Here is a 20641-nt window from a genome sequence, read left to right on the forward strand (position 1 = left end):
AAGTAATCATGATTATAAAATAACTTTGATTACTATTGGGGAGAATTCAAAAGGGGAGTATTCATGGGGAAAGTAAAGATTGATCCACTGGTATTTTGGTTATCGTTGAGCGTCATCGTTGTAGCAACTCTGACGCTGGTCATTTTTCAGGATTCCGCTGAACCGGTACTGAACAAAATGATGACAGGCATCACTTACAATCTGGACTGGACGTTTCAATTCCTGACGTTCGGCTTGTTCATCCTGCTGATCTGGCTGGTCTTCAGCCGTTACGGCAAAGTGCGCTTGGGGGAAGAAGCGCCGGAGTTTTCCACATTCAGCTGGGGCGCCATGCTGTTTTGTGCAGGCATGGGAACGAGCATCATGTTCTGGTCAATGATGGAGCCAATGTATTACTATATGGGGCCGCCATTCGGCATAGAGCCGAACAGCGGTCAAGCCGCGGAATGGGCTGTTGCATACGGCATGTTCCATTGGGGGATTTCCGCCTGGTCGCTTTATGCACTGCCGACTGTGACGATTGCGTATTCCTTTTTTGTGAAGAAAAACCGCTCGCTGAAAATCAGCACAGCGTGCCGTGGCATTTTGGGCAGGCATGCAGACGGCCCAGTCGGCAAAATTATTGATATCCTGGTGATTTGGAGCCTTGTGGGCGGTCTCGGGACTTCTCTTGGACTGGGCGTTCCGATGGTTTCTGCAGTCATCGGCGAAATCTTCGGTGTCCAGCAATCGCTGCAGCTGAGCATCATCATCATTGTTATCTGGACCGTCATCTACAGTGCCAGCGCTTACATGGGCTTGTACAAAGGCATCCGGAAGCTGAGCGACTGGAACGTCTACCTGGCTTTGGGCTTAGCGCTGTTTGTGCTGTTAGCTGGTCCGACTTTGTTTATCCTTTCAAATTTCACAAATAGTTTCGGGTTGATGCTGCAGAATTTTGCCATGATGAGCTTTTCGACAGATCCGGTCGCCAAAGGCGGATTCCCGCAGGCATGGACCGTTTTCTATTGGGCCTGGTTTGCTGCGACGGCGCCGTTCATCGGGTTGTTTGTAGCGCGCATCTCCAGAGGCCGCACCATCCGCGAACTGATCATCCACATCCTGTTATGGGGTTCGCTCGGAAGCTGGATTTACTTCGGCATATTCGGCGGCTATACACTGAACCTGCAGTTGACCAATCAATTGAATGTCGTGGAAATACTCAATAGCAGCGGCGGTCCGGCGGCCATCGTCGAGGTTCTGAAAACGATTCCGCTCAGCTTTTTGGTGATGCCGTTCTTCGCGGTGCTCGCTTTCATCTTCCTGGCGACGTCGCTCGATTCGGCCACTTATATCCTATCGGCCATCGCCACCAAAGAATTGGTCGGGGAACAGGAACCGGCGCGCTGGCACCGGATGCTGTGGGGAGCAGTGCTGGCGGTACTGGCGATTTCGCTGTTGATGATCGGCGGGCTGAAAGTCATCCAGACTTCGTCCGTCATCGTCTCGGTGCCGGTCATTGTCCTCTATGTCCTTCTGACGCTGTCGCTGCTCAGATGGCTGAAGCAGGATTATCCGGAAGTGCCTGCACGCGAGCCGGCAGAAGTGCAGGAAATCCGGCACACTAGCGCAGAAGGAAGAGAGAAAAACGCATCAAAAGTGGTTCTGAGACAAGCTAAAGAGGTGAAGGAATAATGGTTTTTAACGTACGGGAAAGCACACGCGGCACGAGGAGGGAATTTCCGCATGAAGTGGAAGTGACGGACCACATCTGGATCCCGATGTCCGATGGCACGCGCCTGTCTGCGAAGCTGTGGATTCCGAAAGGGGCAACCGCCCATCCGGTTCCGGCCATCCTGGAATACCTGCCTTACCGCAAAAATGAGTTCACTGCGCTCCGGGATTCGATCCGCCATCCGTATTTTGCGGGCCACGGCTATGCGAGCGTGCGGGTGGACATGCGCGGATGCGGCGATTCCGAAGGCATCCTGACAGACGAGTACGCCAAACAGGAGCAGGACGATGCACTCGAAGTGCTCGACTGGATCGGTAAGCAGGACTGGGCAACCGGCTCGGTGGGAATGATCGGCAAATCGTGGGGCGGGTTCAACGGCCTCCAGGTTGCCGCGCTGCAGCATCCGGCACTGAAAGCGATCATCACGCTATGCTCGACCGATGACCGCTATGCAGACGACGTGCATTATAAAGGCGGTGCCCTGCTGGCATCCGATATGCTGTGGTGGGCGTCCACGATGCTCGTCTATAATGCACGGCCGGCCGACCCGGCACATGTCGGGGGCGCGTGGCGCGAAAACTGGCTCGAGCGGCTGGAAAAAACGCCACCATTTGTTGAAGAGTGGATGCGCCATCAGCGCAGGGACGAGTACTGGAAGCACGGCTCGGTATGTGAGGATTACAGTGCCATCAAAATTCCGGTCTATGCCGTGGGCGGCTGGGCGGATGGCTATACCAATGCCGTGTTCCGCATGATCCAGAACTTGAAAGGGCCGAAGAAGGGGCTGATCGGGCCGTGGGCGCATGAATATCCGGAAGTCGCCGTTCCCGGGCCGCAAATCGGCTTTTTGCAGGAATGCCTCCGCTGGTGGGATCAGTGGCTGAAAGAAGAGGAAACCGGCATCATGGACGAGCCGGTCCTTCGCGTGTGGCTGCAGGATGCCGTGCCGCCGAAGACCGATTACCATGTCCGTCCGGGCGAGTGGGTGCTGGAAAACAGCTGGCCGAGCCCGAATGTGCAGGAAAAGGCCTACTACCTCGCCAGCCAGCAGCTGTCAGAAGAGCCGGGACATGGGACAGAAACATTAATGACCCATCAGCACCACGGGCTTTACGCCGGCGTATTCTGTCCGTTCGGCCAGGAAGGGGATATGCCTTCTGACCAGGGAATCGAAAACGGGCTGTCGAACACGTTTACAAGCGAACCGCTGGTGGAAGAGCTGGCAATCCTCGGTTTCCCGAAATTGCAGGCGAAACTCCTAAGCAGCAGCAAACGGGCAAACCTTGCCGTGCGTCTAAGCGATTTGTCGCCTGCCGGAACGTCGAAATTGATTTCCTGGGGACAGCTGAACCTCACGCACCGGAACAGCCATGAATTCCCGGAAGATGTGCCGGTGGGGGAAGAGTTCATCGTGACAGTGGAGCTGGATGCGATCGGCTATAAACTGCCGAAAGGCCACAGGCTGCAAGTTTCATTGTCGCCCGTCTACTGGCCGCATATGTGGCCAACGCCGGAAGAAGCGGAACTCACGGTGGTGAAGGATGCAGATACGCGGCTCATTCTGCCGGATTACACAAACACCACGGAAGAAGCGGAGATTGTTCCGTTCGAACGTCCGGAAACGGCAGCAGTCATGGAGCGGGAAGTGCTGCGCGAATCCGGCCGTACCCGTGAAATCCGCCACAACACCGTGACGAACGAATGGATCCTGGATGACTTTTCGGATGAAGGCTGCCGGCGCCTGCCGGCAAACGGCCTTGAATACGGCAGCACGAATCAAAATATCTATCGCATCACAAAAGGCGATCCGCTGTCTGCTTCCGTCCAGTGCGACTGGACCCTGACAGTCGGCCGTGGAGAATGGCAGACCCGCCTGGAATCGACGAGCACCATGAAGGCGGACGAAAGGAAGTTCTATGTCTCTAGCCAACTCAGAGCTTTGGAAGGCGATTTGGTGGTTTACGATACCACCCGTAATTTTGAAGTTGAACGCGATTTCAATTGAGGCCATTTTGGAGATAGGCAGGTGACCCTGTGAATTCCATCTTTTTTCTCATCATCATTATTAATGTCTCGTATATGACGCTGTTCACCCTGCGGCTGATCCTGGTCATCAAGGGCTACCGGAAAACGGCATCCTTCCTGTCCATGATCGAAGTGTTCATCTATTTGATGGGATTGACGATCGTGCTTGATAATTTGGATGATCCATTGAACATTGCCGCTTATTGTGCCGGCTGGGGGCTTGGGGTCTATCTTGGCGGAATTATTGAAAACCGCATGGCGCTTGGTTATATCGTATTCGACATCATCGTAGATGCCCATGAATCCAGCTTGCCCGCGCTGATCCGCGAGAAAGGCTACGGCGTCACTGCATGGCCCGCTGAAGGAAAAGACGGAATGCGGATGTGCATGAAAGTATTGGCCAAGCGGAAAAATGAGAAGAAGCTGCGTGATCTTGTAACCGGGAAATGCCCAAAAGCGTTCATCATCTCTTATGAACCGAACCGGTATAACGGAGGATTCCTGACAAACCCCATCAAATCCACCGGCTGGATCGGCAGAAGAGCTTAAAATTTCGAAGCGGGCGCAATTGCGCCTGCTTTTTTCATTGCCGAGCCGCTATAATGGATGAAACGGGACGGAAATCGTTCGCCGTTTGGAATCTTCAGGGGGTGCAGGTATGGGAACGAAAAGCCACGGCCTGAAACACGGCTGGACATTGATTGCGGACAAATCTTTCAAACTGTTCTCCAACGCCAACGACTATATCCTGGTGGATTACGAGCAGGATACCGTGCTCCATTTCACAGTCACCGATTCCGAGCTGGAAGTTGTCTCCGCAAACTGGGGGCTGCGCTTTAAAGTGATCCTTGGCTTCAAGACGATTAAAATCCTGGAAGTTGCAGAGGAAGAATAAAAGCAAAAAGAGCATTCCGATTTTCCGGAATGCTCTTTTCTATTGGGAAAAAATCAGGCTCTGTAGCCAAGTTTAACGGAAATTCGATCGCCCGTCTCTTTCGCTTGATCAATCAAATAATCGAGCCGTTCATCTGTAAGTGTGTAGCTGACAACACCAATGCTGAGGGCTCCCTGCACCTTGCCGAACCGGTTCAGGATCGGTACGCCGACAGAAGAGGTTCCTTCCGTCCGTTCACTGTGGCTGATTGCATAGCGCTGTTCCCGTATCTGCTCCAGCAGCTGGCGGAAAGCGGCTTGGTCTTCTTTGGCAATAAATGCATTGAGGATCTTCTTTACATCGCCATTCGGCATGAAGGCAAGCATCGATTTATTGGCGGCTCCGATATGCATCGGAATCCGGGAGCCGAGCTTGTCATAAACCCGAATGGCGTGGTTCTCATTGTCGATGCGCTCAGTGATCAGCGCCTCATTTCCCATGGGCTGGCTCAGGTAGACGCTTTCTCCGGTCAGTTCCGCGAGCCGCACCAATTCAGGCCGGATCGTGCTGACATAGTCGATTGTATCGTACATATGCAGACCATATTCAAGCCAGATGTTGCCGAGGTTGTAGCGCTTCGTTCTTTCATCCTGCTCGATCATTCCGTGGACCGCCATCGCTTTTAAGATGCGGTGCATCGAACTCACGGGAAGCCCACATTCGTTGGCGAGTTCCGTGATGGAGAGGCCTTCTTCAGAAGCATTCGCCACCAATAATTTCACAATTCCCATAGCCCGGTCGATTGACTGCATAATTCACACCTATCCTTTGAAAAATAAAGTTGTTGGAACATTTAAAACTTATTGACATTATAACACGGCTATTTTATATTACTAAAAATATGTTTTCGCATTATGGAATAGTTTTCCGCATTGTGGAAAAGGAGGATGGCAATGAAATATAACTCATCAATGTTTGAGCCGCTGGAGCGGGTGATTGTCAAGGACCCGGCGGATGCATTCATCAGTCAGGAGCACATTGAAAAAGAATGGCGAAAGGTCAATTACCTTTCAGAACCCGATTTCGTAGAGGCACGGAAAGAATACGCAGCGTTCATCGCGCTTCTGGAGCAGCACGTAACAACCATCGATTACCTGCCTAAGTCGGATGCCGTCAGCATGGATTCCATCTATGCGCACGATCCGGTCAAATTCACACCGGACGGGGCAATCATCCTGAAATCCGGAAAGGCACTGCGCCAGCCGGAAGCGGAAGTTTATAAGAAGTTCCTCGAGGAGAAAGGGATACCGGTGATCGGGGAACTGACGGGCGGGGCGACAGCAGATGGCGGAGACATCGTCTGGCTGGATGACCGGGTGCTGGCTGTTGGAAACGGTTACCGGACCAATGCAGAAGCAATCCGCCAAATCAAGAACATGACAGCGCACCTCGTTGATGAATTTATTGAAGTCCAGCTGCCGCATGCAGATGGCGAGGAAGAATGCCTTCATCTGATGTCATTCATCAGCCTGGTCGATAAAGACCTGGCAGTCGTCTACTCGCCTCTGATGCCGGTCGCTTTCAGGAAACTGCTGCTGTCGCGGGAGATAAAACTCATCGAAGTGCCGAAAGCGGAATACGACCTTCTTGGCTGCAATGTGCTCGCGGTTGCCCCGCGCGTCTGCATCATGGTGGCAGGGAATGACTCCACCAAACAGCAATTGGAACAGGCAGGGGCGACGGTATACGAATACAATGGGGAAGAAATCAGCATCAAAGGAACCGGCGGGCCGACATGTCTGACAAGTCCGGCGGTAAGAGTGCCAATAAAAGAGAAAAGGGGATTGACGCATGTTTAAGAATGTCATTGTAAAAACACCAGGGAAAAGCTACGTAAATGGATTGACCACTTCGGATCTTGGAAAACCGGATTATGGGCGGCTGCTTGAACAGCATGCGGCATATGTCGAAGCGCTGAAAGCATGCGGCGTCGAAGTGACGCACTTGGCCGAAAGCGAGGAATATCCCGATTCGACGTTCGTTGAAGATGCAGCGGTCGTGACGCCGGAATTCGCCATCATCACTAATCCGGGAGCGGAAAGCCGCAACGGTGAAAAAGAGGAAATCGAAGCGGTGCTGAAAAATTTCTATTCCAAATTCCATTACATTACGCTGCCTGGAACGCTTGACGGAGGAGATGTCCTGCAAGTGGACAAGCATTTCTATGTTGGCATTTCAGAACGAACGAACCGTGAAGGCGCTGAGCAGTTCAAGAACATTGCCGAAACGGAAGGGTATACAGCAACGATTGTGGAGCTGCAGGAGTTTTTCCATCTGAAAACAGGCATCGCTTATCTTGGGGACAATACGATTGCCGCGGCAGGAGAATTTTTGGATCATCCCGATTTTTCCGAGTATGAAAAAGTGGAAATTCCGGATGCAGACGAATACTCTGCGAATTGCATCAAAGTGAATGATTTCGTCATCATTCCAAAAGGCTTTAATGAGACGAAACGCAAACTTGCCGAACGCGGATTGAAGACCATCGAACTTGAAATGTCTGAATTCCAGAAGCATGACGGCGGCCTGAGCTGCTTGTCGCTGCGGTTTTAAGAATCAATAAGGGGTGCAAGAAAACATTGGGGAAGGGGAATGTAAATGATTAAAACACCGGAAGTGCCTGCTGCGAATCAGTTGAACCGTTCCATGAAAAGCCGCCACCTGTTCATGCTGTCACTTGGAGGCGTTATCGGGACCGGATTGTTTTTGAATGTAGGGTATACAATCAACCAATCGGGAGCCGGAGGCGCATTAATCGGCTATTTGATTGGCGGGTTGATTTTGTACATGGTCATGGTGTGCCTCGGGGAACTGGCTGTCCATATGCCGGTCACCGGTTCTTTCCAGGTCTATGCTTCAAAATACATTAGCCCATCAGCAGGTTTTTCGCTGGGCTGGATGTACTTTGTGGGATCCGCCGCCACGGCAGGAGTTGAGTTCACCGCTGCCGGCATCCTGATGAAATATTGGTTTCCGGAAACGCCGATCTGGATATGGTGCGCTGTATTTGTAGTCCTCCTGTTCTTCCTGAATGCGCTGACGACAAGAGGTTTTGCCGAAGCGGAGTTCTGGTTCGCCGGTATCAAAGTGGTAGCGCTTCTGCTGTTTATCGGCATCGGGGCAATGGCGATATTCGGTTTTATTCCGTTGGCTGACCGCCCAGCGCCGTTCATGGAGAACCTGGCTCCGAAAGGGCTGTTCCCGGCTGGCATCGCAATCATCTTCGTGACCATGATGAATGTCATTTTTTCTTATCAAGGCTCGGAACTTGTTGGAATCGCTGCAGGGGAGACGGAAAACCCGGAAAAGAACATCCCGAGAGCTATACGCAATATCCTTTTCCGGATCATTGTCTTCTATATCGCTTCCATTATTATTCTGTCCGCAATCTTCCCAGCGTCAGAACTCGGCCTGCTTGCAAGCCCGTTTGTCACGCTCATGGAAGTGGCAGGCATCCCGTATGCCGCAGGCATCATGAACTTTGTCATTCTGACAGCGATCTTGTCAGTGGGGAATTCTTGTTTATATGCTTCAACCCGACTTCTGTGGGCCATGGCCAATGAAGGCATGGCGCCCCGGATTTTCAGTACGCTGACCAAACGGAAGGTTCCGCTTATGGCGTTGATTTTCACGATGTCGTTTTCATTGCTGTCGCTATTGACGAGTGTCATGCAGGCAGATACCGTATTTATCCTCCTGATGTCCATTGCGGGGATTTCCGTCACGATTTCCTGGATGGGCATCGCCGCCTCGCAGCTGATGTTCCGCTACCGGTATATCAAGGCGGGCGGAAAGACGGAGGACCTTAAATTCAAGGTTCCATTCTATCCGTTCGTGCCGATTTTCTGCATAGCCTTCTGTCTGCTGATCCTCGGGTTTTTGGCTTTCGATCCAACGCAGCGAATTGGCTTGCTGTACGGCATCGGATTCTTCGTTGCCTGCATGGTGTTCTACAAAGTGAAATTGGAAAAAGTGAATGGTGCCCCATCCGAAGTAGAAGTGGAAGCGGAACCGGTCAAATAAGGAGGAAATGGGAATGGAAAGATTGTTGTGGGGGACGCCTGCATCGTTGAAATCGCTGTTGTGTGAGCTGGTCAGCTGGGAGAGCCGGACATTGACGGAAGGGGAAAAAGAATTCCCCTATAAAGTCAGGGAAAAGCTGTTTGGCCTTCAGTATTTCCAGCAACATCCTGAGCTTTTGGCAGTTCATGAAGCGGACGCTGGAAGGAATTTGCTGATGGCGCTTTATACGCATTCGGAAGCAGCCGACACCATTGTCCTCATCAGCCATTTCGATACGGTACAAACGGAAGAATACGGAGATCTTGAACTGCTGTCCTGTCGCCCGGAAGAGCTGACGCGTATGCTGCATAGCCGAAAGAGTGAATTGCCTAAAGAGGCGCGTCTGGACCTGGAATCGGGGGATTATCTTTTCGGCCGCGGCACGATGGACATGAAAATGGGCTTGGCGCTGCACATGGCGCTCATTGAACGGGCGAGCGTGGAACAGTGGCCGCTCAACCTGGTTCTGCTTACAGTGCCGGATGAAGAAGTCAATTCGGCTGGCATGCGTGCAGCCGTCGAAGAACTGGTGAAACTGCGCAACCTGCATGGGCTGACGTATAAAATGTTCTTCAACAGCGAACCGGCCTTTTCCCAGAAGCCGGGTGACGAGAAGCATTACATCTATTCAGGGACGCTCGGTAAAATCATGCCCGCTGCTTTGTTCTACGGGAAAGAAACGCATGTCGGAGAACCGCTGAAGGGAATGACCGCAAATTACATCGCTTCGTATCTGACCCAGGCGATGGAATGGAGCGAGCTGTTCCACGAAACGGCTTTCGGTGAAAGCACGCCGCTGCCGGTCTCGCTCCAGCAGAAAGATTTGAAGGCGCAGTATTCGACCCAAACGCCTTACCGGGGCACCGCACTTTATAACATCTTCCTCATGAAGCGCAATGCCGCAGAAGTGATGGTGCTGTTTGAACAAGCCGCAAAGCAGGCTGCCTTGTTGTGCAATACGGCATATGGCGAGCTCTGCAAGCGGGAAGGCATACACGGCATCGGCGAGGTTCGGGTTCTGCGCTATGAGGAATTGCTGGCGTATGCAGAAAACAAACGCGGATCGGCGTTTGTCAGCGGCCTCAAGGCCGAAGTTCTGCAGCATACAGGTTGGGACGAACGCGAAAAATCCCTCCGCATCGCTGATAAATTGATGATTCAATGCCATGAATTGGCGCCTGCCATCGTTCTGCTGTTCGCACCGCCTTATTACCCGGCAGTCAACTCTTCGGAAGATCCGCTGATTGAGGAATGTGTGGCCACCGTGAAAAGGGCAGCCGGTGAAATCGGCATCGAAGTGGAGCAGATCCATTATTTTAACGGACTCTGCGATCTGAGCTACGTGAATTACCAAGACAGCGGAGAAGGCTGGAACTCCTATGAGCGCAACACGCCGGTCTGGGGAAAAACCTACAGCATTCCGTTTTCGGACATGCTGCAGCTGCAGGCGCCGGTATTGAACGTCGGGCCGTTCGGGAAAGACGCTCACCAGTATACAGAGCGGCTGCATATGGATAGCGCCTTTGTCCACACACCGTATCTGCTGGAGAGCCTGATGAAGAACCTTTGCAAACAAGTGGTTGAAACCGTCTAAGGATTCCAAGGACAACCCGCAAGGATGGACTGGAAATGAAAAAAGAGCTGCCGGGAGGTTCCCGGCAGCTCTTTTGCTCTTTTAGATTTGCACTAATTCCTTTGTTTCACTCTCAGCTTGGGCTGCTTTCGCTTCCTGGCGGTAAACGTCGAGCAGATCGCACGGGCGGCCGATGAAATCGGTGCAGCCGTCTTTGATCTTGACGATCCGGTCTGCCAGGATGTGGGCATCTTTTTCGTCATGCGTCACAAAGATGGACGTGATGTCGGCTTTTTTCAAGATGTCCCGCAGTTCCTTGCGGATCTTCTCCTGCAATTCCGCGTCCAGATTGCTGAACGGTTCATCAAGCAGCAGAAGGTGGGGGTTCGGGGCGAGCGCACGGGCGATTGCCACCCGCTGCTGCTGCCCGCCGCTCAATTGATGCGGATAGCGCTTCTCGTAGCCCTCCAATTCAACCAATTCGAGCACTTCCTGAAGGCGCTTCTTCTTTTCCGCTTTTTTCATGCGGAATAGTCCGAAGAAAATGTTCTCGGCAACGGTCATGTGTGGAAACAGGGCATAATCCTGGAACACCATGCCGATGCCGCGCTTTTCAGGCTGCAGGAATGTCCGGTCGTCGAAGAGGACCTGTTCCTGGATGGCCACTTTGCCGGCAGCCGGCATTTCCAATCCGGCAAGCAAGCGCAGGACGGTGCTTTTTCCGCTGCCGCTGCGGCCAAGGATGGAAATGACTTCGCCTTTTTCAATCTGCAAAGAGAAGTTGTCGAGTGCGGCGGTTTTTGCGTTCGGGTACGAAAAACATAAGTTTTCAATCGATACAAACATAATTAATCCGACTCCTTTTCCAGAAACTTATAGAATACGATAATGGCTAACGCGCTGATGCCGACGATCAAGAGCGAAGACTGGGAAGCCTCCATGATCTTTTCATCGCTGGCGTATTGGAATGCTTTCGTGGAAAGCGTATCGAAATTGAATGGGCGCAGGATCAACGTCAGCGGGATTTCCTTCAGCACATCGATAAACACCAGGATGAAACCGCTGGCGATGGCGCCTTTCATCATCGGCATGTCCACTTTAAAGAAGGTTTTCGTCAGGCCGGCACCGAGCAGGCGGGAAGCATCCCGGAAGTTGGTGCCGATTTTGTCGTAGCCGGTCTCAATGGAACTGTAGCCAATGGCGAAAAAACGGATGATGTAAGCCGACATGAGAAGGACGATGCTGACGCTGAGGACGAGCGTCGTATCGAGCCCGGCCATTCGGTAGAGTGGCGCCAGGAACCCGTCCAAAGCGATGAAGGCCGTGACGACCGCTACCGCGATGACTGCACCGGGAATCGAGTAGCCGAGCACGGTCAGCTTTGGCAGGAGCTTCGCAGCCCGTCCCCGGACCATGCGGGCGAAATTGCCGACGATCAACGCAAAGACGATGATTGCGGCGGCGCTGAATCCGGCCACAAAGACGGAGTTCCTAATATAGGAAAGAAAATCATCTGCCGGAATGGTGCCGAATGTCAGGATCGTCCAGTCGACCAATTGGATGATCGGGATGAAGAACCCGAGCGACAAGACCGTCAGGCCATAGCCGGTAGCGGCGAATGCTTTCCAGCCTTTCAGCCGGATCAGCGGCAAAGGCCGGACTTTCGTAGTGGAATAGCTGTACTGGCGTCTGCCGCGCAGCACTTTCTCGATCAGCAGGATGATGATGACAAAGCCCATCAGTGATGCGGCGAGCTTGATTGACGATTCGATGTCGCCCAAACCGAACCAGGTCTGGAAGATCGCCGTTGTGAATGTCTGGATGCCGTAGTATTTCACCACGCCGTAATCGTTCAGCACTTCGAGGACCACCAGGCTGGCGCCGGCGATGATCGAAATCCGGGATATCGGAACCACCACCTGGAAGAACGTGCGCCAAGGGCCTTTGCCGAGGAGCCGTGTGCTTTCGATCAGGGAAGCGGATTGCTGCGACAGGAAAACCTGCGTAATGGTATAGACGTAAGGATACAGGAACACCGTGTAGATGAAAATAGCACCCGGCAAGTTCATAATGTCAAAGAACGCCGGATCCAGCGCCATCCCGAAACGCTCCCGCAGCGTTGTCTGCACCACGCCGGTGTAATTGACGATGCCGTGGTACGTATAAGCGCCGATAAACGGCGGGATGGACAGGGGCAGGATTAACGCCCATTTCAAAAACCGCCGGAAAGGGAACTCGTACTGGGCAATCAGCCAGGCGAGGCTCAGCCCGATAAAAATCGTTGAAGCCGCGGTCGCCGTGACAAGGATCAAGGAGTTCTTAATAAATGAAACCAGAACGAATTCCTTCATGTGCTCCCAGTTTTCATTGGAGGGAGTGAACAAGCCCGATACAATCGTCAGATTCGGCAAGAACAGTGCGGCAATGATGGCGAGGGCGCCGATTGTCCACATATTGATGTTCGCCATTCTTCTTTGCATGTCTTAGTTTCTCCCTTCCAATCGCAAGAAATCCCTTGCCGCGAAGACACGCAGCAAGGGGATTGCTTATTGTTTATTTCCAGCCGACTTCATTGAAGATCAAGATTGATTTCGCGTTGTGCTCTCCAAGAGTGGACAACGGAATATCCTGTTCCTTGAATTCGCCCCATGATTTCAGCAGCTCGGAAGGTTCGACTTCTTCGTTTACCGGATATTCATAGTTGGCTTCTGCGAATGTTCCCTGAGCTTCAGGTGCAGAAAGGAATTCAAGCAATTTGATGGCATTTTCTTTGTTTTTCGATGATTTGACAACGCCGGCACCGCTGACATTGACGTGTGTTCCAGTTGTTTCTTGGTTCGGGAAGAACAGGCCAAGCCCTTCAGCCACTTCGACTTCTGCAGGATCTTCGGAATTCAGCATCTGGCCGAAATAGTAGCTGTTCATGACAGCGACATCGCCGACACCGGCAGCAATCGCTTTCGCCTGGTCGCGGTCTCCGCCTTCAGGGTCGCGGGCAAAGTTCTTCACAAGGCCGGCTGCCCATTCTTTCGCTTTTTCCTCGCCATCGATTTCAATGAATGACGCAAGCAGCGACTGGTTGTAAACATTTTCGGAGCTGCGGATCAACACACGCCCGTTCCATTGGTCTTCCGTCAACGCTTCGTAAGTTGACAAGTCTTCAGGTTTCACAGTTTCTTTGTTGTAGACAAGGACGCGTGCACGTTTCGTCAAACCGTACCACATCTGGTCGGTATCGCGGTAGTTTTCCGGAATCTGTTTGTCCAGCGTTTCACTTGAAACAGCTTGCAGCAAGCCGTCATCTTTTGCACGGAACAGGCGTCCGGCATCTGCAGTCAGGAATAAGTCGGCTTCGGTGCCGTCCCCTTCGCGTTTGATGCGTTCAAGCAGTTCGTCCGCTTCGCCTTTGATCAGGTTCACTTTGATGCCAGTTTCTTCTTCGAATTTCTTATATAGTTCATCATCCACATCGTAATGGCGGGCCGTATAGAGATTGACTTCTTTGCTTTCAGTTGATTCTTCCGGTGCTTCTGTAGCAGCCGGTTCGGATGCCGTATCGCTTCCGCAAGCCGTCAAGACCAGAAGCACGAATGCTATTAAAAGATAAAAAAGTTTTTTCATCATTGATTCTCCCTTTGCTATGTAATTGAAAACTGTTCTCAATCTCAATTATAGGGACGCAATTGAGAAAGTCAACCGCATTTGGTGAACACTATTAAAAATTTTATATTTTGTTTCGAAGTTGAGCAACGAGAATGGGCCTTAAGACCTTCGAAGGAGAATAGGGCTTTCCACTGTAAAGAATGAAAACAGGCAAAAAACGCTGAAATAAAGTATAATTCCATTAAAATTCATTAAAAAGCATCAAGCCCCTTCTTGTACCCGGTGGCGTAAAATTCTTGAACCAAAAAGGTTTCAAATGCCGGAATCGGGTATAGAGAGAGAAATGCAGCGGTTACAGAAACGCGGCGGTGCCGGATACGCGAGCCGCCGCACGTATGGCCGTTGCATTCCATATTCAATTCCGGCACGACCCCTTCAAATCAGAAGGCCTTCCTTAATGGGAGGCCTTTTTTGTGTTGGGGTGGATAAATTAGAAAAAGGTATAAATAGTTTAAAAAGTTGTATTATTTGCGCAATTAATATTACACCCCATTCTTTATACTGAATAATCAACAACGGCATACAGCGATTGAAGAGGAGGGAAACGATGATTGATTTGCTTTTGGTGCATGGAACGGTAATAACGATGGATCCCAGCCGCCGGATCATCTACGGGGGAGCAGTAGCGGTCCATGAAAGCAGGGTTTTGGAAGTGGGAAGCTCTGCGGAATTAATGGAGAAATACGAAGTGCAGCAGATAATTGATTGCAGCCATCATTGTGTATTGCCTGGTCTGATTGATGTCCATGGGCATGGCGGACACTCCATGTTCAAAACGATTGCTATGGAGAACCTGGAGCAATGGATGCCCATCATGACCAATACATACAACCATTACGTTACGGATGACTTCTGGTATTACGAAGGAAAGATTTCAGCGCTTGAACGGCTGAAAGCCGGCATCACCACGGGCGTCTCCGTTATTGGCTCCACGCCGAGGTCGGATGACCCTATTTTCGCGTTGAATCATGCAAAAGCCTATAACGAGGTCGGCATCCGCGAGATTGTCTGCACGGGTCCGGCAAATCCCGTTTGGCCGAAGCTTTATAGCCGCTGGAAAGACGGCAGGAGAATTACGAAGGAAGTCGACTACGAGGACGTCCTGAAAGGGGCGGAAGCGGTCATCGAAGCGCTGCATCATGCGAACGATGACCGGACGAGGGCGTTCATTACGCCGTTTGTCATTGTCACGTCCATTGAAGGTTCGGGACCTACGCCGCCTTCGAGGCTGCATTGGCTGACTGATCACGACCGCTACCAGGCGCGTAAAATCCGGGAAATTGCAAGAAAACACGAAACGAGGATCCACTCGGATGCTTTTGGCGGGATGATCCATATGGCGATCCAGGACAAAGACTATGCCTTGCTTGGGCCGGATGTCCACTTGCAGCATTGCCGCGGCATTTCATTTGATGAAGCAAAGATTCTCGCCGATACCGGGACGAATGTCAGCACCAGCCCGAGCGTCACCCAAATCAGCGCAAGAACGCCGATTGTGGAATTGATCGAACTTGGCGCGACTGTTGCCATTTCAACAGACGGGACTTCTCCATCGACGAGCTTCGACCTGTTCCAAGCGATGCGGAAAACTCAGCTGATCCATCAGGCTGCCATGCGGGATGAGCATTATTTGCCGCCAGGGAAGCTGTTGGAAATGGTCACCATTGATGCTGCTAAATGCGTCGGGTGGGACGATGAACTCGGTTCGATTGAAGTCGGGAAAAAGGCGGATCTTATCACTGTAAACATGAAGCAGGCGCACCTGACCCCGGAAACTATGCACGTCCACCGCCTGGTCCATCAGGCGGTTGGAGGGGATGTCAATCATGTCATTGTCGATGGGAAAGTTTTAATGGAAGAAAGAAAGACGGCGGCAGTGGATGAAAACCGCATTATCGAAGAAGCGAATGCAGTGGCGCTTGAAACCATTGAACGCGCCGGTTTGGAAAAGTACATGGCGCCTACCGATTATTTCTGGGGGCACACACGGGCATATGTCGACGAGAAACGATTTGATGAAACGGATTATCATTTTACGATCACCGAGGAGGAAGGGCTATGAAGACGAAACTGAAAAGCAGCTATGTTATAGGGTATGACGGAGGGGATCATGTTCTCTTGAGGGACGCGGAAGTTGTCTACGAAGGAGATTCCATCATTTATGTCGGGAAAGCGTACGCAGGGCAAGTAGATGAAACGATTGACTGCGGAAACGCTGTGCTAAGCCCGGGATTCATTGATTTGAATGCATTGGGAGACATCGACCATGACATCCTCCATATTGAAGCGGATGCCGAAAAGTCGAAAAATCTATTATGGTCGCAGGCGTACATGGATCAGGGGCCGCATGAAGCCATGATGGCTGAAGAAGAGGCGTTCAAATCGCTGTACGCCTATACACAATTGATCTTAAACGGCATCACGACTGCCATGCCGATTACGTCTGTCTTCTATAAGAAATGGGCAGAAACCTATGACGAGTTGGCGGCGGCAGCCCACCATGCAGGGGAACTGGGACTCAGAACGTATTTGGGGCCGAGCTATCAGTCCGGAATGCGTGCTGTTCAGCCGGATGGCGAGATCCGGTTGGTATGGGATGAGGAAGCGGGCAGAAAAGGGCTGGAGCGAGCCGTTCAGTTCATAGAGGAATTTGACGGTGCGTACGATGGCCTCATCAAAGGCATGCTCGCGCCGGAGCGGGTGGAATGCCAGACGGAAGAAAGCTTGAAGCAGACAAAAACCTATAGCGAGCAATTGGATGTGCCGATCAAGCTCCATGCTGCGCAAGGAAGCTTTGAATATCATACAATTGTCGATAAATATGGCGTAACTCCGATTCAGTTTTTAGGCAAGTTAGGGTTTTTGGGGCCAAAAACTGGAATTCCGCACGCGCATTTCATCGCCGGCTACAGTGAAGCGATGGCAGGAGAAGGAGATGACATCGGCATATTGGCGGACACAGAAACGACCGTCATCCATTGTCCGCTTATCATGGGTAGGCACTCGGGCGGCTTGGAATCATTTGCGAAATACCAACGTTCCGGCGTCAACTTGGCCATCGGAACCGATACATTCCCTCCCGATATGTTCCAGAACATCCGCACAGGAAGCATGATTTCCCGCTTGCATGAAAAAAAGGTGGAAGATTCCACATTCGCCGATTTCTTCCGGGCTGCGACGCTTGGCGGCGCAAAGTTTTTGGGAAGAGACGATCTGGGCCGCTTGGCGCCAGGAGCAAAAGCGGACATCATCGCAGTGGATTTGGATGGCTATCATATGGGGACAACCGATGACCCGATCCGCACGATAATCATGAGCGGTTCCGGCAGGGACGTCAAACTGTCCATCATCAATGGAAGGATCGTCATGCGGGACCAGCAGATTCCAAACGTTGATTTGAAGGAAATTCAACGCAAAGGACAGGGCTATTTTGAAAAGATGAAGCGTGCATATCTTGAAAGGGATTACCAGAAATTGCCGGAGCAAGCGCTGTTCAATCCATCCTTCCCCCTGGTTGATTCACTCGAAAATGATTCACGTAAAGATTATGTAAAAGTAAGTAAAGAAAGTGAAACTTAATTATCAGAATATTTTTTATAATGAAACCAGCAAAAAAATCGAAACTCGAGGGGGAAGCAATGTGGGGAAATTGATACGGATAAGAAATGGACTTGTTCTGGCATTGATCATTATGTTTATGGCGGGCTGTTCAATCGGAGAAAAAGCGGCATCGACAGAAGACGGCGAAGCAAAAGCCGCAGGCGCGGAAGATACGCTGATCATCGCCAGGCTGTCTGATGCGGAAAACTTGGATCACCAGTTCATGTCGACCATCAACGCAGCAAGTGTCACGCACGGAAAAATCTACGAAGGCCTGGTCGGCCGTGACAAAAATGCGGAACTGCAGCCGCTTTTGGCAGAAAGCTGGGAACAGCTGGATGACACGACATGGGAATTCAAGCTGCGCCAGGACGTCACCTTCCATGACGGAACGGATTTCACTGCCGAAGCGGTGAAAGCGACCTTCGACCGTCTATTGGATCCGGAAGTCGGATCGCCGCGGGCCGGTGTCTTGGCTATGGTGGATGAAGTGAAAGTCATCGATGACTATACGGTCCAATTCCTATTATCCCAACCTTATTCACCGCTCCTCTCGATTTTGGCCAGCCACGAAGGGGGCATCATCAATCCGAAAACAATCGAAGAGTTCGGCGCGGAAGTGATCCAGGAACCGAATGGCACAGGACCGTTTGTCTTTGAATCCTGGACGCCTGGACAAGAAATTGTCTTAGTGAAAAACGAAAGCTACTGGGGAACGCCAGCAAAAGTAGGTAAAGTGGAATTCAAAGTAGTGCCGGAAGAAGCGACGCGCACGTCGATGGTTGAAACGGGTGAAGCCCATATTGCCGAGCCGTTGTCCATCTCCCAATTTGATGCCGTCAACGCTTCACAGAATTCCGAAGTTTATCAAAGCGAAGGTTTCGGGACAGAATACATCACGTTTAACGTCGAAAAAGAGCCGTTCAACGATGTCAGAGTTAGAAAAGCGGTATCCCACGCAATCCAGATGGATGCCATCCGAAAAGGCGTCTACAACAATATCGGAGGGGAAGCGAATTCGCTGTTAGGTTCGAAAGTTTTCGGCTACCACGAAGGGCTGGAAACTTATGAATATAACCTTCAAGAAGCCAAGCGGCTGCTCGCCGAAGCCGGCTACTCGGACGGCCTAGAAATCAAACTGACAACGATGGACAGCAAAGAACGAATCAGCTTGGCGGAAGTGGTCCAGTCCCAGCTGAAAGGCATCGGTATTAAAGTGAACATTGAAGTCATGGAATACGGGACATTTGTCGATACCACAAGCTCAGGCAATACGGAAATGTTCATCATCAGCTGGCGGAATGCCACGGGAGATGCTGATTATAACCAGTACAATCTCATGCATTCGAGCTCAAAAGGCGGCAGCGGCAATACCTCCTTCTACAGCAATCCCGATGTGGACAAGCTGATCGAGGAAGCACGTATTGAATCGGATTCGGAAAAGCGCATCGAATTGTATGCCAAAGCACAGGAAATTCAAATGGAAGAAGCTGTTTATATCCCGGTGCGCGTGATTGAGAACGTAGCGGCGATGTCCAAAGACGTCAGCGGCTTCGCCATCAGCCCATCCGGCTACTTGGAAATCAACAACGTATCCATCAAATGATCGGAATGAAAGGGATATCCGAAAGGGTAGCCCTTTTGTTTTGTATAATGAAGGCAAAGTGGAGAAATGGGAGGCATGAAGATGTATGTATTAAAGAACATTTTATTGGAAACGGGCTACACCAGAGAAAATGGCCGGGTCCTGGCAACAGAGACAAAGACCGTCCATCTGAAAATCAGCGACGGGTTCATCACGGAAATCATGGATGCGGAAAAGCCGCTTGCAGAAGAAGGGGAAACGGTGGAAGGCAATGGGCTGCTCGCTTTGCCGCCTTTTGCAGAAAAACATGTGCACCTAGATAAAACGTATATGGGAGAGCCGCGGCGCGCATGCATCCCGGCAAAATCCGTCATCGAAAGGAGCACCATCGAAAAGAATATCCTTTCCGAAATCGGCACCCCTACGGAAAAAAGGGCGGAAAATCTGCTGGATGTCCTGCTGTCCCATGGATCGACTGCCGTCAGAACCCATGTCGACATTTATCCGGAAGCAGGACTGAGCAATCTTGAAGGCGTCCAGTCGGCGTTGGCAAATTACACGCATAAAGTGGATTCGGAAATCGTGGCGTTTGCCCAGCACGGGCTTCTTCGCGGCAACACGCCCGCCCTGATGAGAGAAGCGGTGCGAAACGGCGCAGGCCTTGTCGGAGCAGTCGATCCGGCAACAGTTGATCTGAACATCGAAGCGTCGCTCGTCGAACTGATGGACATCGCGGTCGAAGGCGGTGCGGGGATCGACTTGCACCTTCACGACCCGGGACATCTCGGCACCTTCACCATGAAGCGGCTGGCAGCCCTCACAGAAGAGGCGGGCTGGCAAGGGAAAGTGGCGGTCAGCCATGCATTCGGGCTAGGGGACGTGTCGCCCCAGGAAGCAAAAGAGGTGGCGCTGTTATTGAAAGAAGCAGGCGTATCGATCATCTCAAGCTTGCCGGTCGGTCGGAACGTGCCGCCGGTCGCCTTGCTGGATGAAGTCGGTGTCAACGTAGCGCTTGGCAATGACAATATCTTCGATTCCTGGTGGCCGACGGGGAACGGGGATGTGCTGGAGCGGCTCGGAAGATTGGTCGAGATGAGCCGGTGGACCGATGAATTGTCGCTTTCGCAATCACTTCGGTTTATCACGGATGGCCTGACGCCGCTGACGAAGGACGGCGAGCAGGTGTGGCCGGTGGAAGGAGACCGCGCCAATTTCGTGTTGGTCGATGCGACGTGTTCCGCTGAAACGGTCGCCAGACGCTCGCAGCGGAAAGCGGTTTTCCATAAAGGCACCCTCGTTGCAGGCGAATTGAAATAAAGAAAAGGCGCTGTCCAAAAAGGCTGTTGTCCATTGCGGCGGACGCTTTCCGCGGGCTTGCGACGAAGTGCGCAGCACTGCAACGGTTTTTCATGTCCCGAAGCTAGCGCAGCGATGCAGGGACAGGAGCACAATGTTTGCACTCGCCGCCTCCATTCCCAACAGCCA

16 protein-coding genes are annotated in these 20641 nt (G+C 51.8%); 12 read left to right on the plus strand and 4 right to left on the minus strand.

Going from position 1 to position 20641, the window contains the following annotated elements:
• Nucleotides 1–63: 63 nt before the first annotated feature.
• The 4 genes from ACTL32_RS04670 (at nt 64) to ACTL32_RS04685 (ending at nt 4634) form a co-directional block, all read left to right on the plus strand.
• Nucleotides 64–1674: a BCCT family transporter gene (locus tag ACTL32_RS04670; RefSeq protein ID WP_441340366.1), complete on the plus strand. Its 1611-nt coding sequence runs from the start codon at nt 64–66 to the stop codon at nt 1672–1674.
• Complete coding sequence (locus tag ACTL32_RS04675) at nt 1674–3719, plus strand: CocE/NonD family hydrolase (RefSeq protein ID WP_441340367.1); 2046 nt, start codon at nt 1674–1676, stop codon at nt 3717–3719. The genes ACTL32_RS04670 and ACTL32_RS04675 overlap by 1 nt, the downstream gene beginning before the upstream one ends.
• Before the next feature lie 29 nt (nt 3720–3748).
• Nucleotides 3749–4288 carry a DUF2179 domain-containing protein gene (locus ACTL32_RS04680; RefSeq protein WP_441340368.1) on the plus strand — a complete coding sequence of 180 codons (540 nt, stop codon included), beginning with the start codon at nt 3749–3751 and terminating at the stop codon, nt 4286–4288.
• A 109-nt stretch (nt 4289–4397) separates the two neighbouring features.
• Nucleotides 4398–4634 (plus strand): hypothetical protein, encoded by a 237-nt coding sequence (locus tag ACTL32_RS04685; protein ID WP_204891582.1) that lies wholly within the window; start codon nt 4398–4400, stop codon nt 4632–4634.
• A gap of 53 nt (nt 4635–4687) precedes the next feature.
• Here ACTL32_RS04685 and ACTL32_RS04690 read toward each other — a convergent pair whose 3' ends face one another.
• On the minus strand, nt 4688–5425 hold the full coding sequence (locus ACTL32_RS04690; protein WP_441340369.1) for an IclR family transcriptional regulator: 738 nt from the start codon (nt 5423–5425) through the stop codon (nt 4688–4690).
• A 141-nt stretch (nt 5426–5566) separates the two neighbouring features.
• Here ACTL32_RS04690 and ACTL32_RS04695 point away from each other — a divergent pair, with 141 nt between their 5' ends.
• Genes ACTL32_RS04695 through ACTL32_RS04710 form a run of 4 tightly spaced genes read left to right on the plus strand, consistent with a single transcriptional unit; the run spans nt 5567 to nt 10329 of the window.
• A complete protein-coding gene (locus tag ACTL32_RS04695; RefSeq protein WP_441340370.1) occupies nt 5567–6472 on the plus strand; it encodes a dimethylarginine dimethylaminohydrolase family protein in 906 nt (301 codons plus the stop codon).
• Entirely contained in the window at nt 6465–7226 is a 762-nt protein-coding gene (locus tag ACTL32_RS04700) for a dimethylarginine dimethylaminohydrolase family protein (protein WP_441340371.1), read from the plus strand. The genes ACTL32_RS04695 and ACTL32_RS04700 overlap by 8 nt, the downstream gene beginning before the upstream one ends.
• Nucleotides 7227–7271: 45 nt before the next feature.
• Nucleotides 7272–8696, plus strand: a complete 1425-nt coding sequence (locus ACTL32_RS04705) for an amino acid permease (protein WP_441340372.1) — start codon at nt 7272–7274, stop codon at nt 8694–8696.
• A gap of 13 nt (nt 8697–8709) precedes the next feature.
• Nucleotides 8710–10329: a M20/M25/M40 family metallo-hydrolase gene (locus tag ACTL32_RS04710; RefSeq protein WP_441340373.1), complete on the plus strand. Its 1620-nt coding sequence runs from the start codon at nt 8710–8712 to the stop codon at nt 10327–10329.
• 81 nt (nt 10330–10410) lie between these two features.
• Here ACTL32_RS04710 and ACTL32_RS04715 read toward each other — a convergent pair whose 3' ends face one another.
• From ACTL32_RS04715 to ACTL32_RS04725, 3 genes are all read right to left on the minus strand, one after another.
• Complete coding sequence (locus tag ACTL32_RS04715; protein ID WP_204891576.1) at nt 10411–11154, minus strand: ABC transporter ATP-binding protein; 744 nt, start codon at nt 11152–11154, stop codon at nt 10411–10413.
• A gap of 2 nt (nt 11155–11156) precedes the next feature.
• Nucleotides 11157–12788, minus strand: coding sequence for an ABC transporter permease (locus ACTL32_RS04720; RefSeq protein ID WP_441340374.1), 1632 nt, complete (start codon nt 12786–12788; stop codon nt 11157–11159).
• A 73-nt stretch (nt 12789–12861) separates the two neighbouring features.
• On the minus strand, nt 12862–13929 hold the full coding sequence (locus tag ACTL32_RS04725) for an extracellular solute-binding protein (RefSeq protein WP_441340375.1): 1068 nt from the start codon (nt 13927–13929) through the stop codon (nt 12862–12864).
• A gap of 589 nt (nt 13930–14518) precedes the next feature.
• On the opposite strand from ACTL32_RS04725, the gene ACTL32_RS04730 reads away from it, so the two are divergent.
• The 4 genes from ACTL32_RS04730 to ACTL32_RS04745 all read left to right on the plus strand — a co-directional run bounded on the left by ACTL32_RS04730 (nt 14519) and on the right by ACTL32_RS04745 (nt 20473).
• A complete protein-coding gene (locus ACTL32_RS04730; RefSeq protein WP_441340376.1) occupies nt 14519–16033 on the plus strand; it encodes an amidohydrolase family protein in 1515 nt (504 codons plus the stop codon).
• Nucleotides 16030–17550, plus strand: a complete 1521-nt coding sequence (locus ACTL32_RS04735; protein WP_441340377.1) for an amidohydrolase family protein — start codon at nt 16030–16032, stop codon at nt 17548–17550. Before ACTL32_RS04730 ends, ACTL32_RS04735 begins: the two co-directional genes overlap by 4 nt.
• Nucleotides 17551–17662: 112 nt before the next feature.
• Nucleotides 17663–19177: a glutathione ABC transporter substrate-binding protein gene (locus tag ACTL32_RS04740; protein WP_441340681.1), complete on the plus strand. Its 1515-nt coding sequence runs from the start codon at nt 17663–17665 to the stop codon at nt 19175–19177.
• 81 nt (nt 19178–19258) lie between these two features.
• The gene (locus ACTL32_RS04745) at nt 19259–20473 is read left to right on the plus strand and encodes an amidohydrolase (RefSeq protein ID WP_441340378.1); all 1215 of its coding nucleotides are present in this window, start codon (nt 19259–19261) and stop codon (nt 20471–20473) included.
• Nucleotides 20474–20641 lie beyond the last annotated feature (168 nt).

The organism is Planococcus sp. FY231025 (assembly GCF_052078085.1).
Taxonomy (GTDB): domain Bacteria; phylum Bacillota; class Bacilli; order Bacillales_A; family Planococcaceae; genus Planococcus.

Coding starts and splice junctions, on each gene's coding strand:
- ACTL32_RS04670 (WP_441340366.1), top strand. CDS start 64: ATGGGGAAAGTAAAGATTGATCCACTGGTATTTTGGTTATCGTTGAGC.
- ACTL32_RS04675 (WP_441340367.1), top strand. CDS start 1,674: ATGGTTTTTAACGTACGGGAAAGCACACGCGGCACGAGGAGGGAATTT.
- ACTL32_RS04685 (WP_204891582.1), top strand. CDS start 4,398: ATGGGAACGAAAAGCCACGGCCTGAAACACGGCTGGACATTGATTGCG.
- ACTL32_RS04690 (WP_441340369.1), bottom strand. CDS start 5,425: ATGCAGTCAATCGACCGGGCTATGGGAATTGTGAAATTATTGGTGGCG.
- ACTL32_RS04695 (WP_441340370.1), top strand. CDS start 5,567: ATGAAATATAACTCATCAATGTTTGAGCCGCTGGAGCGGGTGATTGTC.
- ACTL32_RS04700 (WP_441340371.1), top strand. CDS start 6,465: ATGTTTAAGAATGTCATTGTAAAAACACCAGGGAAAAGCTACGTAAAT.
- ACTL32_RS04705 (WP_441340372.1), top strand. CDS start 7,272: ATGATTAAAACACCGGAAGTGCCTGCTGCGAATCAGTTGAACCGTTCC.
- ACTL32_RS04710 (WP_441340373.1), top strand. CDS start 8,710: ATGGAAAGATTGTTGTGGGGGACGCCTGCATCGTTGAAATCGCTGTTG.
- ACTL32_RS04715 (WP_204891576.1), bottom strand. CDS start 11,154: ATGTTTGTATCGATTGAAAACTTATGTTTTTCGTACCCGAACGCAAAA.
- ACTL32_RS04720 (WP_441340374.1), bottom strand. CDS start 12,788: ATGCAAAGAAGAATGGCGAACATCAATATGTGGACAATCGGCGCCCTC.
- ACTL32_RS04725 (WP_441340375.1), bottom strand. CDS start 13,929: ATGAAAAAACTTTTTTATCTTTTAATAGCATTCGTGCTTCTGGTCTTG.
- ACTL32_RS04730 (WP_441340376.1), top strand. CDS start 14,519: ATGATTGATTTGCTTTTGGTGCATGGAACGGTAATAACGATGGATCCC.
- ACTL32_RS04735 (WP_441340377.1), top strand. CDS start 16,030: ATGAAGACGAAACTGAAAAGCAGCTATGTTATAGGGTATGACGGAGGG.
- ACTL32_RS04740 (WP_441340681.1), top strand. CDS start 17,663: ATGTTTATGGCGGGCTGTTCAATCGGAGAAAAAGCGGCATCGACAGAA.
- ACTL32_RS04745 (WP_441340378.1), top strand. CDS start 19,259: ATGTATGTATTAAAGAACATTTTATTGGAAACGGGCTACACCAGAGAA.